Here is a 13,875-nt window from a genome sequence, read left to right as displayed (position 1 = left end):
TGTGGCGGCGGAGCCTAGAAACCGGCCGGCTCCGTGTACACCCCCCACTCGTCCCGCAGCACCCCGCAGATCTCGCCCAGGGTCGCCTCGGCGCGTACGGCGTCCAGCATCGGCTCGATCATGTTGGCGCCCGAGCGGGCGGCGGCGAGCATGGCGTCGAGGGCCGTCCGGACGGCGGCCTCGTCCCGGGCGGCCTTGCGGTCACCCAGCACGCGTACCTGTTCCCGCTCCACCTCGTGGCTGACCCGCAGGATCTCCAGGTCCCCGGTGACGGACCCGGTGTGGACGTTGACGCCGACGACCTTCTTGTCCCCCTTCTCCAGGGCCTGTTGGTAGCGGAACGCGGACTCCGCGATCTCACCGGTGAACCAGCCGTCCTCGATCCCGCGCAGGATGCCGGAGGTGATGGGCCCGATGGGGTGCCGCCCGTCCGGATGCGCTCTGAGGCCCCGCTCCTTGATCTGCTCGAAGATCTTCTCCGCGTCCGCCTCGATCCGGTCCGTCAGCTGCTCCACGAACCACGAACCGCCCAGCGGGTCGGCCACGTTGGCGACCCCGGTCTCCTCCATGAGCACCTGCTGGGTGCGCAGCGCGATCTCCGCGGCCTGCTCGCTGGGCAGGGCGAGGGTCTCGTCGAGGGCGTTGGTGTGCAGCGAGTTGGTGCCGCCGAGCACCGCCGCGAGCGCTTCCACGGCCGTACGCACCACGTTGTTGTACGGCTGCTGGGCGGTGAGGGAGACGCCGGCGGTCTGCGTGTGGAAGCGCAGCCACTGGGCCTTCTCGGACCGGGCTCCGTAGACGTCCCGCATCCACCGGGCCCAGATCCTGCGGGCCGCGCGGAACTTGGCGATCTCCTCGAAGAAGTCGACGTGCGCGTCGAAGAAGAAGGAGAGGCCGGGCGCGAAGACGTCGACGTCCAGGCCGCGGGAGATACCCAGTTCGACGTAGCCGAAGCCGTCGGCGAGCGTGTAGGCCAGCTCCTGTGCGGCCGTGGACCCCGCCTCGCGGATGTGGTACCCGGAGACCGACAGCGGCTTGTAGGCGGGGATGCCGGCGGCGCAGTACTCCATCAGGTCGCCGATGAGGCGCAGGTGCGGCTCGGGCTGGAAGAGCCACTCCTTCTGCGCGATGTACTCCTTGAAGATGTCCGTCTGGAGGGTGCCGTTGAGGACGGCGGGGTCCACGCCCTGCCGCTCGGCGGCGACCAGGTACATGCAGAAGACGGGGACGGCGGGCCCGCTGATCGTCATGGACGTCGTGACGTCGCCGAGCGGGATGCCCTTGAACAGGACCTCCATGTCGGCGGCGGAGTCGATGGCGACGCCGCAGTGGCCGACCTCGCCGAGCGAGCGCGCGTCGTCGGAGTCCCGCCCCATGAGGGTCGGCATGTCGAAGGCCACGGAGAGACCGCCGCCGCCGTTGGCGAGGATCATCTTGTAGCGCTCGTTGGTCTGCTCGGCGTTGCCGAACCCCGCGAACTGGCGGATGGTCCAGGTCCGCCCGCGGTAGCCGGTCGGATACAGCCCGCGGGTGAAGGGGTACTCCCCCGGCCAGCCGATCCGCTCGAATCCCTCGTATTCGTCTCCTGGTCGGGGCCCGTACACCGGCTCCACGGGATCGCCGGAGAGCGTGGTGAAGTCGGCTTCCCGCTTGCGGGAGGCGTCGTAGCGGGCCTGCCAGCGTCGGCGGCCTTTCTCGATGGCGTCAGCGTCCATACTCTCGAATTTACTAGGACGTCCAAGTAAATGTCGATGGCGGACCGCCGTACGCGATCCGTACGGCGGAACGGTTACGCCTTCGCGGAGACCGGAGCCGGGGCGGTTACGCCTTCGCGGAGACCGGAGCCGGGTCGGCGACCTTGGACTCCAGCTCGTGGGTGACCTTGCGCTCCACGAAGAACGCGGCCGTCGGGATCGTCCCCGCGAGCAGCACCCACAGCTGCTTGCCGACCGGCCACTTCGCCTTCGAGCCCAGGTCGAAGGCGAAGACCAGGTAGAGGACGTAGAGCCAGCCGTGGGCGATCCCCACGAAGGTGGTGAACTTGTCCGCCCCGTCGAGGTGGAGCCCGTACTTGGCGATCACGCCCAGGGTCAGCAGGACCAGCAGCACACCGGTGACGTAGGCCATGACGCGGTAGCGGGTCAGCACGCTCTTCTTCATGGCGTCGAGCGTAACCGCCCGTTCCGGGAGATCTTGGGCGGGGTCCGTGGACCTGGGCGGGGTCGTCAGGGGTCGCGGGGTCGTGCGGGGTCGCGGGGTGGCGGGGTCGTGCGGGGTCAGTCCTCGTCGAAGTCGTGCGCCGCCACCCGCAGGGGTCGCAGCATCGCGAAGATCTCCGCGCACTCCTCGGCGTCGTAGACCCCGAGGCCGAAGTCCATCGCCATCAGGTCGCGGGTGGCCGCCTCGACGACCTCGCGGCCCTTGTCGGTAATGGAGGCCAGGGTGCCGCGGCCGTCGTTGGGGTTGGGGCGCTTGGCCACCAGACCCGACCTGACCAGGCGGTCGACCGTGTTGGTGACCGAGGTGGGGTGCACCATGAGGCGCTCGCCGATCTTGGACATCGTCAGCTCGCCCTCCTTGGAGAAGGTGAGCAGCACCAGTGCCTCGTACCGCGCGAACGTGAGCCCGTACGGCTTGACCACCGCGTCGACCTCGGCGAGCAGGATCTGGTGCGCGCGCATGATCGACGTGATGGCCGCCATCGACGGCACGTTGCCCCAGCGCTGCTTCCAGAGTTCGTCGGCGCGGGCGATCGGATCGAAGGCAAGACTGAGCGGCTTCGGCACGCCCCTGACCTTACCGGCCGGTCACATGGTGGTCAGCCCCGTCTCGCCCATCGGTCCGGCGGGCTCGGGGGCCTCCGTACGACGGGCCTCTCGGGCGAGCAGGACGCAGACCACGACACCGAGCACTCCAGCCCCCGCGACCGTCGCCCTGACCCCGGCGAACTCCGCGACCACCCCCGCCAGGGCCATCCCCACCCCCTGGATCGTCATCAGCCCGGCCTGCAGCAGCGTCATCGCCCGCCCCCGCAGTTCCTCCGGCACCGCCCGCACGAACCACTGGTCCAGGCCGAGGGTGTACGCCGACGCGGCGCCCGCGACCAGCAGCAGCGCCAGCGAGGCGGCGAGGCCGGGGCGCAGGGCGTAGCCGGCGTACGGCAGGACCGTCGCACAGAGCAGAGGGAGCACGACGCGTTCCCGGGTCGCGGGGCGCAGCCGGGAGCCCGCGTACAGTTCACCGGCGATCGTGCCGACCGGCAGGGCGCACATCAGCAGGCCCAGACCCGCCGAGCCCGCCGACAGCTCGTCCGCGTACGGCGCCGCCAGCGCCTCCGGCGCCACCGCGAACATCGGCGGGATCCAGAACAGCAGCAGCAGGGCGCGGACCCGGCGGTCGGAGAGGACCTGGCGGGCGCCCCTGAGGGAGTCCTTCACCAGCGGGGTCGTCGTGCCGGTCCGGGCGGGCCTGCGCCGGGTGCCGAAGCGGAGCAGCAGCGCGGAGGCGCAGAACGTGCCGACCGTGATCAGCAGCGCGTGCCGCGGCGAGACCACGATCAGCAGCAGGCCGCCCAGCCCGAACCCGACGAGCAGCGCGCTCTGACTCACGATCCGCAGCAGCGAGCGGCCCAGCACGAACAGGTCGCCGTCGCCGAGGATGTCGGCCAGCGTGGCCAGGCGGGTGCCCTGGAACACCGGTGAGACCGCCGCGACGCCGCAGCGCATGGCCAGCAGTACGCCGATGTGCGCGCCCGGCGTCGTCATCAGCGCCACGCAGCCCGCGCACAGCAGGTCGCACGAGACCAGCACCCGGCGGGCCGGGAAGCGGTCGGCGATGCCCGCGAGCAGGGTGCCGCCGATCACGTACGGCAGGAAGCCGAGCGCGAAGGTGAGGGCGCTCATCAAAGGGGAGCCGGTCAGGTCGTAGACGAGGACGGAGAGGGAGATCTCGCTGACGATCAGGCCGAGGAGGGAGAGGGCGTGGGCGGCGAAGACCGCGCGGAACTCTCGGACGGCGAAGACGGCTGTGTAGCGGGTGGGGGGCGGGGGTGCGGGTGTGGGTGCTGCTGCGGGCATGGGCAGCAGCCTGCGGGTGCGGGGTGGGGCATCCTAGAGATTCGGGCTCGGGCGAATGTTGGGAGGGGTGGGTGGTGCGCGGTGCCTTCGCGGCTGCGGTTCGGGGAGGACGACTTTCTGCGGTGCCGGTTCGCCGTCTCTCCGCTGTGGGAGACGCAGGAGCTGGTGCGCACGCTGAAGCGGCGCGAGCGGCACGGGTATCACGCGCGGTGGCTGCGGCGGGTCGGTGAGGTGGCCCGGGGGCTGGACCTCAGCGATCTGTGGCTGCTGATGCCGCAGCCCGGTCACTGTCCCGACTGGTTGTGTCCGCCGCCGATCGGGCCCGCCGCCTCCTTCGAGGAGGAGATCGCGGCGGTACGGGCCTGCGATCCGGAGGTCGCTCTGGCGGACACGTGGAAATCTCTTGCCGACACCCCTGGCGCTCTCGGCTCGGCGGCGGCGGAGCGGTGGCTCGCGGATCCGGCAGGCATGGTCGAGGAGCTCTCGGACGCGATGGAGGGCGTCTGGCGGGCCCTGATCGCCCCGGACTGGCCGCGGCTGCGCGCCCTGCTGGAGGCCGACATCGCCTTTCACTCGCGGCGGCTGGCCGAGGTGGGGCTCGGCGGGCTGCTGCCGGAGATCAACCGGCGGTTCGGCTGGGAGGCGGGGACGCTGACCGTCGAGTTCCGCGGCGAGCACGAGCGTGAGCTGGCGGGGCAGGGGCTCGTTCTGCTGCCCAGCGTCTTCATCTGGCCGGACGTGGTCAGCACCTTCGATCCGCCGTGGCAGCCCACCCTCGCGTATCCGGCCCGGGGGATCGGCGGGCTGTGGGCCGAGCCGGCCGAGCGCACCCCGGACGTTCTGGTACGGCTCCTCGGGCGGGGGCGTGCCGCCGTGCTCGCCGCCCTCGACGAACCTGCCGGGACCGGCGCGCTCGCCCATCGGCTGGGGCTCGCGCCGTCCTCCGTCTCCGCGCATCTGACGCTGCTGCGGGACGCCGGGCTGCTGGTCGCGCGGCGGTACGGGCATCAAGTGCTGTACGAGCGGACACCGTTGGGGATCGCTTTGGTGTCCGGGGACGGGTGAGGGGTCGGGGACGGGGTGGGGGGTGTCCGTCCTCGGTCGGGCGGTTCTGTCGGCTTTGCTTGTGAGCGGCGTTGACGCCCGACACTGCGGGCGGGCACCCCCCACCCCGTCCCCTTCTCGCCGTCGTCGACTACAGGCACCCAGGGGAGCGGGGAACTGCGCGAGCGGTCACCGTGGTGCCGCGGACGCTCTGCTGGGGGTCGTGGCACTTCCTGGGCGTGCTTCTCAGACTCTGCGGCGCAGGTGGTGGCGGATCGCTCGTTGGGCCACCGGGCCCAGGTCTTCCAGGGCGGCCACCAGGGCTCCCAGTTGTTCCAGGGCGTCCAGGGCCGCGTGGGCTCCCTCGCGGTCGACGCCCTCGTAGAGTTCGATGCCCACGAAGGACGCCGCCACGGCGCGGGCCAGGCCTCTCGGGTGGGCGAACTCCCCGAAGGGTGTGTTGGGGAGTACGCGGGTGAGGGTGCTCTCGATTTCGGTGATCCACAGGTCCAGGCCCGCGGCCGTGGCGGGGCCCAGGGCGGTGTGGGTCTGGGCGCCTGCCAGCAGTTGACCCAGGAGGGCCACGTGGCCGCCCTCGCGTTCCTCCTCGTGGATCCGGCGGCCCAGGGAGAGCAGTTCGGAGAGGGACGTGACCGCGGCCAGGCGGGTGCGGTAGCGGGCGACCGCCTGTTCGGCGCCGTGCCGGCAGGCGGCGGCCAGTAGTTCGTCCACGGAGCCGAAGTGGTAGAAGACCAGGGCCTGATTGACTCCGGCCGATGTGGCGATCGTGCGGGCCGAGGTCTTCGCGATGCCCTGCTCGGTGAGGACGTTCAGGGCTCCCTCGAGCAGTTTGGTCTTCGTCTCCCGGGACTTGGCCGTCTCCGGGCTCATGCGCGGCGCTCCTCGCGGACCGGTCGCAGGCCCGGGCGGATGGCCGGGATGTCCGTGTACGACGCCTCGAAGGAGCCCTCGTAGCCGAAGAGCGGGCCGAAGTGTTTGTTCACTACTTTCACTTGGATGTGGAAGCGGTTCGTCGTCTCGTCGTAGGACTCGCGCACCTGTGCCGTGGCGCCGATCAGTTCGGGGACCCTTACGTCCACCATGCCCTCTCGGAAGCGGTGTTCGCCGGAGCGGATGAGGAGGGAGCCGTCCGGCTCGGCGTGCAGGTGGAGGTCGCTGGCGAGGTGCTGGTGGGTGCCCAGGTAGTCCAGGACGCGGTCCTTCTTGGGGCTCAGGACCATCTGGGCGTCGAAGCGGCGGGGGCGGCCGGGCAGGTCGAAGGTGCGCACGAAGCTCACCGTCTCACGGCCGAAGGTGTCCGTGTACGGGACGTTCTCGATCACGAAGGGGACGTCGCGGCCGGGGCTGGGGACCAGGATGTTGCGGGTCGCGCCGAGGGCGAGGAAGGGCTTCACCCAGGGCCCGCCGTGCCAGATGCGGTCCATCACGCCGCGGCCGGTGCACGTCTCGCCGCTCGCCAGGCCGACCGAGAAGCGGCGCCGCAGCTGGGGGTGGAGGCGGTCGAACTCGGCGCCCATGGCGGTGCGGAAGATCGACGGAGTCATCGTCGTCATCGCGGGCTCCCCAGGGTGCGCAGGAGGCGCGGGGCGCGCACGGGTGTGGGGGGTGTGCGCAGGCAGCGGCGGGCCGCCGGGGTGCAGGGCAGGGGTCCCGCGAACAGGGCCAGGGAGACGGTCACGGCCAGGAGCAGCGGCCAGGCGTAGGCCATCGGCGCCGCGAGGGGGCCCGACAGCCGCAGGAAACGGTGCTCCAGGCCGAAGCCGGCGCAGCCCGCCGTGATCAGGAGGGCGCGTACGAGCAGTTCGGCCAGCCAGTTGCGCAGTGCCCGCTCCGGGGTGATGCCCCGCTCCAGCCAGAGGCGCAGCCGGTCGAAGGACCAGGCCGTGGCCCAGCCCATCAGGGGGCGCAGCAGCAGGCGGTCGGCCGCCGCGCCGAGGGCGCCCCAGCGGGGGCGGTAGTCGTAGCCGGTGAGGAAGCGGACTCCGTCGCCGTCCGGGACGTAGCGCCAGTAGCCGCTGCCCTCGGCCAGCAGGGAGAGGGGGTGCGGGGAGGAGAAGCGGAGGGCGGAGGTGCGGGTGCCGTCCGGGCGTTCCCGCTCCCCCGCCGAGACGCCGGTGCCGGCGACGGTGAGGAAGGGCAGCACCCGGGTGGCGTACCGGAAGTGCTGCGGCTCCCCCTCGGCGCGGGGCAGGTACGAGATCTCGGTGAAGCGAAGGTCCCAGCGCTGGTGGGCGGCGGGGTTCTGGGTGTGGGTCCAGAGGTCTTCGAGGTGGGTGCGGATGCGCGCCTCCACGTAGAGCCCGGTGCGGGCCATGCGTTCCCCCAGGTGTGTTCCGAGTGGCTCCCGCTTTTGAGCGACTGCTCAACTCACTGGGGCGACGGTACTTTGTTTTGAGCGAACGCTCAAATGGGGGGTGTGAAAAACCCCGGCTCCGCGGGCCGGGGTTTCGGGGGCCTGGAGTGCTACTGGGCGAGGTGCCGTTCCACCGTCTCCACCTTCGAGGTAAGGCCGTCGGTCACGCCGGGGCGGATGTCCGCCTTGAGGACCAGCGAGACGCGCGGCGCGCGTTCCTCCACGGCGGCCACGGCCCGCCTGACGACGTCCATCACCTCGTCCCACTCGCCCTCGACGCTGGTGAACATCGCGTCGGTCCGGTTGGGCAGGCCGGACTCGCGGACCACACGGACGGCTTCGGCGACGTACTCGCCGACGTCCTCGCCGACCCCGAGCGGGGTCACGGAGAAGGCGACGATCATGCGTTCACGATCCCTTCCGCGCGAGCGCGGGAGGCGATGACCTCGTCCTCGGCGGCTCGCTTGAGCCTGCGCTCCGCGAAGAAACCGCCGGTCGGCAGGACGGAGAGGACGAAGTAGACGGCGGCGGTCCGCAGCGGCCACTTGGTGCGGTTCCAGGCGTCGGCCCAGAAGATCACGTAGAGGACGAACAGCACGCCGTGGACCATGCCCATCACCGGCACCGCGTTGAAGTCCGTCGTCCGCTTCAGCACGGAGCACAGCAGCAGGAGCAGGAAGGAGACGGCCTCGGGAGCCGAGACGAGTCGGAGGCGTCGGAGGGCGGTGGCGGTCTTGAGGTCCACGGGTCACCTTCGGTGGGAGACAGGTCGCTCTTTGTGAACGGATGCACAAGCGTTCCCCATTGTGACAAAGGGGCGAGCGGGGACGGGTCGGGGGGTTACCTTCACAGCGTGGCGATGTTCCGACTTCAAGGCAGCAAAGTGCTCGCCGTCGACATGACCGGGGACGCCGTTAAGGCGAAGAACGGCTCGATGGTCGCGTACGACGGTCAGATGGCGTTCAAGAAGCTCAGTGGCGGTGGGGAGGGGCTGCGGGGGATGGTGACGCGGCGCCTCACCGGTGAGCAGATGACGGTGATGGAGGTGCGGGGGCAGGGCACGTGCTGGTTCGCCGACCGCGCGTCCGAGATCAACCTGGTCAGCCTTCAGGGGGACAAGCTGTTCGTGGAGTCGAGCAACCTGCTCGCCACGGACGCGGGTCTGCGCACCGGCACGACCTTCACCGGTCTGCGCGGGGCCTCCCAGGGAAACGGACTGTTCACGACCACCGTCGAGGGGCACGGACAGGCGGCGATCATGTCCGACGGGCCGGCGGTGGTGCTCAGGGTGAGCGCGCAGTACCCGCTGACCGTCGACCCCGGCGCGTACGTCGCGCACCAGGGGAACCTGCGGCAGTCCTTCCAGTCCGGTGTGACCTTCCGCACCCTGCTCGGTGAGGGCGGCGGGGAGGCCTTCCAGATCCGGTTCGAGGGGGACGGGCTGGTGTACGTGCAGCCGAGCGAGCGGAACACGATCGCGGGTGATGTGTGAGATGGGCTTCCGCGAGATCAACTCCAAGATGATCGAGGCCACGGTGGTGCCGGGGCAGCGGCTGTTCAGTCAGCGGGGCGCGATGCTCGCCTACAAGGGCGAGGTGTCCTTCACGCCCAACATGCAGGGCGGCCAGGGCGGGATCATGTCGATGATCGGCCGCCGGGTGGCCAACGAGGCGACACCGCTGATGAGCGTCGAGGGCAGCGGGACCGTGCTGTTCGGGCACGGCGGGCACCACGTCCAGGTCATCGACCTCACCGGGGACACCCTGTACGTGGAGGCGGACCGGCTGCTCGCCTTCGAGGGCACCCTCGAGCAGGGCACGATGTTCATGGGCTCGCAGGGCGGGGTGATGGGCATGGTGCGCGGGCAGGTCACCGGGCAGGGACTGTTCACCACGACCCTGAAGGGCCACGGGTCGGTGGCCGTCATGGCGCACGGCGGGGTCTTCGAGGTGCCGATCACCCCGGGGCGGGCCGTGCACGTCGATCCGCAGGCGTACGTCGCCCACTACGGGGACGTACGCAACAAGCTGTCGACCGCCCTCGGCTGGCGCGACATGGTGGGCCGCGGCTCCGGCGAGGCCTTCCAGCTGGAGTTCAGCGGCAGCGGCACCGTCTACGTCCAGGCCTCGGAGGAGAAGCTGTGAGCATGTACGGGGCTCCGGGCGGCGGCCCGACGGTCTACGACCCCATGACCCTGCCGGTCGACGACAACGTCAACAAGTACACCTTCTGCGTCGAGCTCAAGGGGAGCCAGTGGTTCCTGCAGAAGGGGAAGATGATCGCGTACTACGGCTCGATGGAGTTCAACGGCGTCGGGCACGGTCGACTCGACCGACTTGTCCGTACGTCGTTCCATTCGCCTCTGCACGCGAGCGACTGGGTCGTGGCGGAGGGCTCGGGCAAGATGCTCCTCGCCGACCGGGCCTTCGACGTGAATTCGTACGACCTGGACGACGGCAACCTGACCATTCGCTCCGGCAACTTGCTCGCTTTTCAGCCAAGTCTCGCTCTCAAGCAATCGATCGTGCCGGGTTTTCTGACACTCATCGGAACCGGAAAGTTCGTGGCCGCATCTAACGGTCCGGTGGTGTTCATGGAACCCCCGATCCGGGTGGACCCGCAGGCGCTCGTCGGCTGGGCCGACTGCCCCTCGCCGTGCCACCACTACGACCACGGTTACATGACCGGTGTGATGGGCGGTCTACGTGCGATGACGGGCCTCGGAGGGGCCTCCGGAGAGGAGCACCAGTTCGAGTTCGTCGGGGCGGGCACGGTCCTGCTCCAGTCGTCCGAGACCCTCATGGCCGAGCAGGCCACGGGGATGGTTCCGCAGGAGCCCGGAATCCCCGGTTCCGGGGGGCCCTTCACAGGGCCCTCACAGCCGGGAGGGGCACCGCGCCTTCCCGGACAGCTGGGAGACCTCCAGCGTCGCTTCGGGCTGTGAGCGGTAGTCTGCGGAGTGTGACGTCGAACGTGTGCGCACCGTCACGCGAAAACCCTCACTAGTTCGCTTTTCAACTTCTTAGGTAGACTTCATTCATGGAGACCGAGACGGCCACGCGCTGGCTGACCGATGCGGAGCAGTGCGCCTGGCGCACCCACCTGGAGGTCAACAGGCTGTTGACGTACCAGCTCGAACGGGATCTGCAGCCGTTCGGCCTGACAATGAACGACTACGAGATCCTGGTGAACCTCTCCGAGTCGGAGGACGTACGGATGCGGATGAGCGACCTCGCGTCCGCCACCCTGCAGTCCAAGAGCCGGCTCTCGCACCAGATCACCCGCATGGAGAACGCGAACCTGGTCCGCCGGGAGAACTGCGAGTCCGACCGGCGCGGCCTGTACGCGGTGCTGACCGAGCACGGCATGGAGACGATGCAGAAGGTCGCGCCGCACCACGTGTCGTCCGTACGGCGGCACTTCATCGATCTGCTGTCCCCCGAGGCACTGTCGGAACTCGACAAGGCCCTCAAGCCCATCCAGGAACACCTGCGCGGGCAGCGGGGACGCCCCTAGGCGGCCGACCGGCAGGACGGCGGGCGGGGTCCGAACAGGAACCCCGCCCCTCGTCGTCCGGGGCCTCAGCCCTGGGTCAGGCCCGCCACCAGCTCGTCCGCCGCGCGGTACGGGTCCAGTTCGCCGGCGACGATGCGCTCCGCCAGGGCGCTCAGGCGGCGGTCGCCGTGGAGGTCTCCGATGCGTTCGCGCAGGGCCGTGACGGCGATCGTCTCGACCTCGCGGGAGGCGCGGGCCCGGCGGCGCTCGGCGAGGACTCCGCGCTCCTCCATCCACGCGCGGTGCTTCTCCAGGGCCTCCACGACCTCGTCGACACCCTCGGCGCGCGCGGCGACCGTCTTGACGATCGGGGGGCGCCAGTCGCCCGGGCCGCGGGACTCACCGAGGCCCAGCATGTGGTTGAGCTCGCGGGCGGTGGCGTCGGCGCCGTCGCGGTCGGCCTTGTTGACGACGTAGACGTCGCCGATCTCCAGGATTCCGGCCTTGGCCGCCTGGATGCCGTCGCCCATGCCGGGGGCCAGCAGGACGACGCTGGTGTCGGCCTGGGAGGCGATCTCCACCTCCGACTGGCCGACGCCGACCGTCTCGACCAGGATCACGTCGCAGCCCGCCGCGTCCAGGACGCGGATGGCCTGCGGGGCCGCCCAGGCGAGCCCGCCGAGGTGGCCCCGGGTCGCCATCGAGCGGATGTAGACGCCCGGGTCGGAGGCGTGCTCCGACATGCGGACGCGGTCGCCGAGCAGGGCGCCGCCCGAGAAGGGCGAGGACGGGTCGACGGCAAGGACACCGACCCGTCTGCCCTGCTTGCGGTACGCGGTCACCAGCGCCGACGTGGACGTGGACTTGCCGACGCCGGGCGAGCCCGTCAGACCGACCACATAGGCGTTGCCCGTCAGCGGGGCGAGTGTCTCCATGACCTCCCTGAGCTGCGGGGACGCCCCCTCCACCAGGGAGATCAGCCGGGCCACGGCTCGCGGCCGGCCTTCCCTCGCCTGGGCGACGAGTGTGGAGACGTCCTGCATCACAGCTCCGTTCAGAGAGGTATGTACGACAGAGGGTTCAGGCCTTGGGTACCCGCACGATCAGCGCGTCACCCTGACCGCCGCCGCCGCACAGCGCGGCCGCGCCGACACCGCCGCCCCGGCGCTTGAGCTCCAGGGCCAGGTGCAGGACGAGACGGGCGCCGGACATGCCGATCGGGTGACCCAGGGCGATCGCACCACCGTTGACGTTCACCTTTTCCGTGGACACGCCGAGGTCCTTCATTGACTGCACCGCGACGGCGGCGAAGGCCTCGTTGATCTCGACGAGGTCGAGGTCCTCGACGCTAAGGCCCTCCTTCTTCAGGGCGTGCAGGATCGCGTTCGACGGCTGCGACTGCAGGCTGTTGTCCGGCCCGGCCACGTTGCCGTGGGCGCCGATCTCGGCGATCCAGTCCAGGCCCAGCTCCAGCGCCTTGGCCTTGCTCATCACGACCACGGCCGCCGCACCGTCCGAGATCTGGGAGCTCGTGCCCGCGGTGATCGTGCCGTCCTTGGTGAAGGCCGGACGCAGCTTGCCCAGGGACTCCACGGTGGTGTCGCCGCGGATGCCCTCGTCCTTGCTGAAGACGACCGGCTCGCCCTTGCGCTGGGGGATCTCGATCGGGGTGATCTCGGCCTCGAAGATGCCGTTCTTCTGGGCGGCCGCCGCGCGCTGGTGGGACAGGGCGGCGATCTCGTCCTGCTCGGGGCGCTGGATGCCCAGGCGCGTGTTGTGCTTCTCCGTGGACTCGCCCATGGCGATGTTCTCGAAGGAGTCGGTCAGGCCGTCGTACGCCATCGCGTCGAGCATCTCGATCGCACCGTACTTGAAGCCCTCGCGGGACTTCGGCAGCAGGTGGGGGGCGTTGGTCATGGACTCCTGGCCGCCCGCGACGATCACGTCGAACTCGCCGGCGCGGATCAGCTGGTCGGCGAGGGCGATGGCGTCGAGGCCGGACAGGCACACCTTGTTGACCGTGAGCGCCGGGACGCTCATCGGGATGCCCGCCTTGACGGCGGCCTGGCGGGCCGGGATCTGGCCCGCCCCGGCCTGGAGCACCTGGCCCATGATCACGTACTGCACCTGGTCGCCGCCGATTCCCGCACGGTCGAGGGCCGCCTTGATCGCGAAGCCGCCGAGGTCGGCTCCGGAGAAGGACTTCAGCGAGCCCAGCAACCGTCCCATGGGCGTTCGGGCGCCCGCGACGATCACCGAGGTCGTGCTGTTCGTTCCAGTCATGAGGTGCGATCCCCTTCCGGCTGCACTGCCGAGGAGTGAACGAGGGTTTACTTCGAATGTACTGAGTGGCACTCCGTGCCGTCACCGGGCCGTCGGTGTGATCGCGCGCACGTTGCGTAACCATCCGAAGAGCGCTGCACTGACAACCATGCTGACGCGAATCGACCACATCGGAATCGCCTGTTTCGATCTCGACAAGACCGTCGAGTTCTACCGGGCCACGTACGGCTTCGAGGTGTTCCACTCCGAGGTCAACGAGGAGCAGGGCGTCCGCGAGGCCATGCTGAAGATCAACGACACCTCGGACGGCGGCGCCTCCTACCTGCAGCTCCTGGAGCCGACGCGCCCCGACTCGACGGTCGCCAAGTGGCTCGACAAGAACGGCGAGGGCGTCCACCACATCGCTTTCGGTACGGCGGACGTCGACGCCGACGCCGCCGACATCAAGGACAAGGGCGTACGCGTTCTGTACGAAGAGCCGCGACGTGGCTCCATGGGGTCACGGATCACGTTTCTGCACCCCAAGGATTGTCACGGCGTACTGACAGAACTGGTCACTTCGGCGCCTGTTGAGTCACCTGAGCACTGACCGCCGTACATAAG

General features: G+C 70.0%; 17 protein-coding genes. 6 read left to right on the top strand and 11 right to left on the bottom strand.

Annotated features, from left to right (window positions below; all coding sequences use genetic code 11):
- Positions 1 to 14: 14 nt before the first annotated feature.
- From FBY22_RS04265 to FBY22_RS04250, 4 genes are all read right to left on the bottom strand, one after another.
- Positions 15 to 1,715 carry a methylmalonyl-CoA mutase gene (locus tag FBY22_RS04265; protein ID WP_142142555.1) on the bottom strand — a complete coding sequence of 567 codons (1,701 nt, stop codon included), beginning with the start codon at positions 1,713 to 1,715 and terminating at the stop codon, positions 15 to 17.
- Between the two features lie 106 nt (positions 1,716 to 1,821).
- Positions 1,822 to 2,160, bottom strand: coding sequence for a DUF3817 domain-containing protein (locus FBY22_RS04260; RefSeq protein WP_142142554.1), 339 nt, complete (start codon positions 2,158 to 2,160; stop codon positions 1,822 to 1,824).
- Positions 2,161 to 2,276: 116 nt separating this feature from the next.
- Positions 2,277 to 2,786, bottom strand: coding sequence for a MarR family winged helix-turn-helix transcriptional regulator (locus FBY22_RS04255; protein ID WP_142142553.1), 510 nt, complete (start codon positions 2,784 to 2,786; stop codon positions 2,277 to 2,279).
- A gap of 21 nt (positions 2,787 to 2,807) precedes the next feature.
- Complete coding sequence (locus FBY22_RS04250) at positions 2,808 to 4,076, bottom strand: MFS transporter (protein ID WP_142142552.1); 1,269 nt, start codon at positions 4,074 to 4,076, stop codon at positions 2,808 to 2,810.
- Positions 4,077 to 4,157: 81 nt separating this feature from the next.
- Here FBY22_RS04250 and FBY22_RS04245 point away from each other — a divergent pair, with 81 nt between their 5' ends.
- Positions 4,158 to 5,141: a DUF5937 family protein gene (locus FBY22_RS04245; RefSeq protein ID WP_142142551.1), complete on the top strand. Its 984-nt coding sequence runs from the start codon at positions 4,158 to 4,160 to the stop codon at positions 5,139 to 5,141.
- A 225-nt stretch (positions 5,142 to 5,366) separates the two neighbouring features.
- Here the strand turns inward: FBY22_RS04245 and FBY22_RS04240 are convergent, their stop codons facing one another.
- From FBY22_RS04240 to FBY22_RS04220, 5 genes are all read right to left on the bottom strand, one after another.
- Positions 5,367 to 6,011, bottom strand: a complete 645-nt coding sequence (locus FBY22_RS04240; protein WP_142142550.1) for a TetR/AcrR family transcriptional regulator — start codon at positions 6,009 to 6,011, stop codon at positions 5,367 to 5,369.
- Positions 6,008 to 6,694 (bottom strand): DUF4166 domain-containing protein, encoded by a 687-nt coding sequence (locus FBY22_RS04235; RefSeq protein ID WP_399210472.1) that lies wholly within the window; start codon positions 6,692 to 6,694, stop codon positions 6,008 to 6,010. Before FBY22_RS04235 ends, FBY22_RS04240 begins: the two co-directional genes overlap by 4 nt.
- The gene (locus tag FBY22_RS04230) at positions 6,691 to 7,455 is read right to left on the bottom strand and encodes a hypothetical protein (RefSeq protein ID WP_142142549.1); all 765 of its coding nucleotides are present in this window, start codon (positions 7,453 to 7,455) and stop codon (positions 6,691 to 6,693) included. The genes FBY22_RS04235 and FBY22_RS04230 overlap by 4 nt, the downstream gene beginning before the upstream one ends.
- Before the next feature lie 149 nt (positions 7,456 to 7,604).
- Positions 7,605 to 7,898: an MTH1187 family thiamine-binding protein gene (locus FBY22_RS04225; RefSeq protein WP_142142548.1), complete on the bottom strand. Its 294-nt coding sequence runs from the start codon at positions 7,896 to 7,898 to the stop codon at positions 7,605 to 7,607.
- Positions 7,895 to 8,239: a DUF3817 domain-containing protein gene (locus tag FBY22_RS04220; protein WP_142142547.1), complete on the bottom strand. Its 345-nt coding sequence runs from the start codon at positions 8,237 to 8,239 to the stop codon at positions 7,895 to 7,897. Before FBY22_RS04220 ends, FBY22_RS04225 begins: the two co-directional genes overlap by 4 nt.
- A gap of 114 nt (positions 8,240 to 8,353) precedes the next feature.
- Here FBY22_RS04220 and FBY22_RS04215 point away from each other — a divergent pair, with 114 nt between their 5' ends.
- The 4 genes from FBY22_RS04215 to FBY22_RS04200 all read left to right on the top strand — a co-directional run bounded on the left by FBY22_RS04215 (position 8,354) and on the right by FBY22_RS04200 (position 11,010).
- Entirely contained in the window at positions 8,354 to 8,986 is a 633-nt protein-coding gene (locus tag FBY22_RS04215; protein WP_142142546.1) for an AIM24 family protein, read from the top strand.
- 1 nt (position 8,987) lies between these two features.
- Entirely contained in the window at positions 8,988 to 9,638 is a 651-nt protein-coding gene (locus tag FBY22_RS04210) for an AIM24 family protein (RefSeq protein WP_142147344.1), read from the top strand.
- A 2-nt stretch (positions 9,639 to 9,640) separates the two neighbouring features.
- Entirely contained in the window at positions 9,641 to 10,438 is a 798-nt protein-coding gene (locus tag FBY22_RS04205; RefSeq protein ID WP_142147346.1) for an AIM24 family protein, read from the top strand.
- A 95-nt stretch (positions 10,439 to 10,533) separates the two neighbouring features.
- Positions 10,534 to 11,010, top strand: a complete 477-nt coding sequence (locus FBY22_RS04200; protein WP_142142545.1) for a MarR family winged helix-turn-helix transcriptional regulator — start codon at positions 10,534 to 10,536, stop codon at positions 11,008 to 11,010.
- 65 nt (positions 11,011 to 11,075) lie between these two features.
- On the opposite strand, the gene meaB is transcribed toward FBY22_RS04200, so the two are convergent.
- Together meaB and FBY22_RS04190 are read right to left on the bottom strand one after the other, a co-directional pair.
- The gene (meaB, locus tag FBY22_RS04195; protein ID WP_142142544.1) at positions 11,076 to 12,032 is read right to left on the bottom strand and encodes a methylmalonyl Co-A mutase-associated GTPase MeaB; all 957 of its coding nucleotides are present in this window, start codon (positions 12,030 to 12,032) and stop codon (positions 11,076 to 11,078) included.
- Between the two features lie 37 nt (positions 12,033 to 12,069).
- Positions 12,070 to 13,272: an acetyl-CoA C-acetyltransferase gene (locus tag FBY22_RS04190; protein ID WP_142142543.1), complete on the bottom strand. Its 1,203-nt coding sequence runs from the start codon at positions 13,270 to 13,272 to the stop codon at positions 12,070 to 12,072.
- A gap of 148 nt (positions 13,273 to 13,420) precedes the next feature.
- Here FBY22_RS04190 and mce point away from each other — a divergent pair, with 148 nt between their 5' ends.
- Positions 13,421 to 13,861: a methylmalonyl-CoA epimerase gene (mce, locus tag FBY22_RS04185; RefSeq protein WP_126274402.1), complete on the top strand. Its 441-nt coding sequence runs from the start codon at positions 13,421 to 13,423 to the stop codon at positions 13,859 to 13,861.
- The last annotated feature ends 14 nt before the right edge of the window (positions 13,862 to 13,875 follow it).

Source organism: Streptomyces sp. SLBN-31 (assembly GCF_006715395.1).
In the GTDB taxonomy this organism is placed as follows: domain Bacteria; phylum Actinomycetota; class Actinomycetes; order Streptomycetales; family Streptomycetaceae; genus Streptomyces.
Note: the sequence above shows the minus strand (reverse complement) of the source record. Positions and strands in the feature narration are given on the sequence as shown.

What these genes read in the sequence shown, in the direction of transcription:
- FBY22_RS04265 (WP_142142555.1), bottom strand. Translation starts at nt 1,715, where the DNA reads ATGGACGCTGACGCCATCGAGAAAGGCCGCCGACGCTGGCAGGCCCGC.
- FBY22_RS04260 (WP_142142554.1), bottom strand. Translation starts at nt 2,160, where the DNA reads ATGAAGAAGAGCGTGCTGACCCGCTACCGCGTCATGGCCTACGTCACC.
- FBY22_RS04250 (WP_142142552.1), bottom strand. Translation starts at nt 4,076, where the DNA reads ATGCCCGCAGCAGCACCCACACCCGCACCCCCGCCCCCCACCCGCTAC.
- FBY22_RS04240 (WP_142142550.1), bottom strand. Translation starts at nt 6,011, where the DNA reads ATGAGCCCGGAGACGGCCAAGTCCCGGGAGACGAAGACCAAACTGCTC.
- FBY22_RS04235 (WP_399210472.1), bottom strand. Translation starts at nt 6,694, where the DNA reads ATGACGACGATGACTCCGTCGATCTTCCGCACCGCCATGGGCGCCGAG.
- FBY22_RS04230 (WP_142142549.1), bottom strand. Translation starts at nt 7,455, where the DNA reads ATGGCCCGCACCGGGCTCTACGTGGAGGCGCGCATCCGCACCCACCTC.
- FBY22_RS04225 (WP_142142548.1), bottom strand. Translation starts at nt 7,898, where the DNA reads ATGATCGTCGCCTTCTCCGTGACCCCGCTCGGGGTCGGCGAGGACGTC.
- FBY22_RS04215 (WP_142142546.1), top strand. Translation starts at nt 8,354, where the DNA reads ATGTTCCGACTTCAAGGCAGCAAAGTGCTCGCCGTCGACATGACCGGG.
- FBY22_RS04210 (WP_142147344.1), top strand. Translation starts at nt 8,988, where the DNA reads ATGGGCTTCCGCGAGATCAACTCCAAGATGATCGAGGCCACGGTGGTG.
- FBY22_RS04205 (WP_142147346.1), top strand. Translation starts at nt 9,641, where the DNA reads ATGTACGGGGCTCCGGGCGGCGGCCCGACGGTCTACGACCCCATGACC.
- FBY22_RS04200 (WP_142142545.1), top strand. Translation starts at nt 10,534, where the DNA reads ATGGAGACCGAGACGGCCACGCGCTGGCTGACCGATGCGGAGCAGTGC.
- meaB (WP_142142544.1), bottom strand. Translation starts at nt 12,032, where the DNA reads ATGCAGGACGTCTCCACACTCGTCGCCCAGGCGAGGGAAGGCCGGCCG.
- FBY22_RS04190 (WP_142142543.1), bottom strand. Translation starts at nt 13,272, where the DNA reads ATGACTGGAACGAACAGCACGACCTCGGTGATCGTCGCGGGCGCCCGA.
- mce (WP_126274402.1), top strand. Translation starts at nt 13,421, where the DNA reads ATGCTGACGCGAATCGACCACATCGGAATCGCCTGTTTCGATCTCGAC.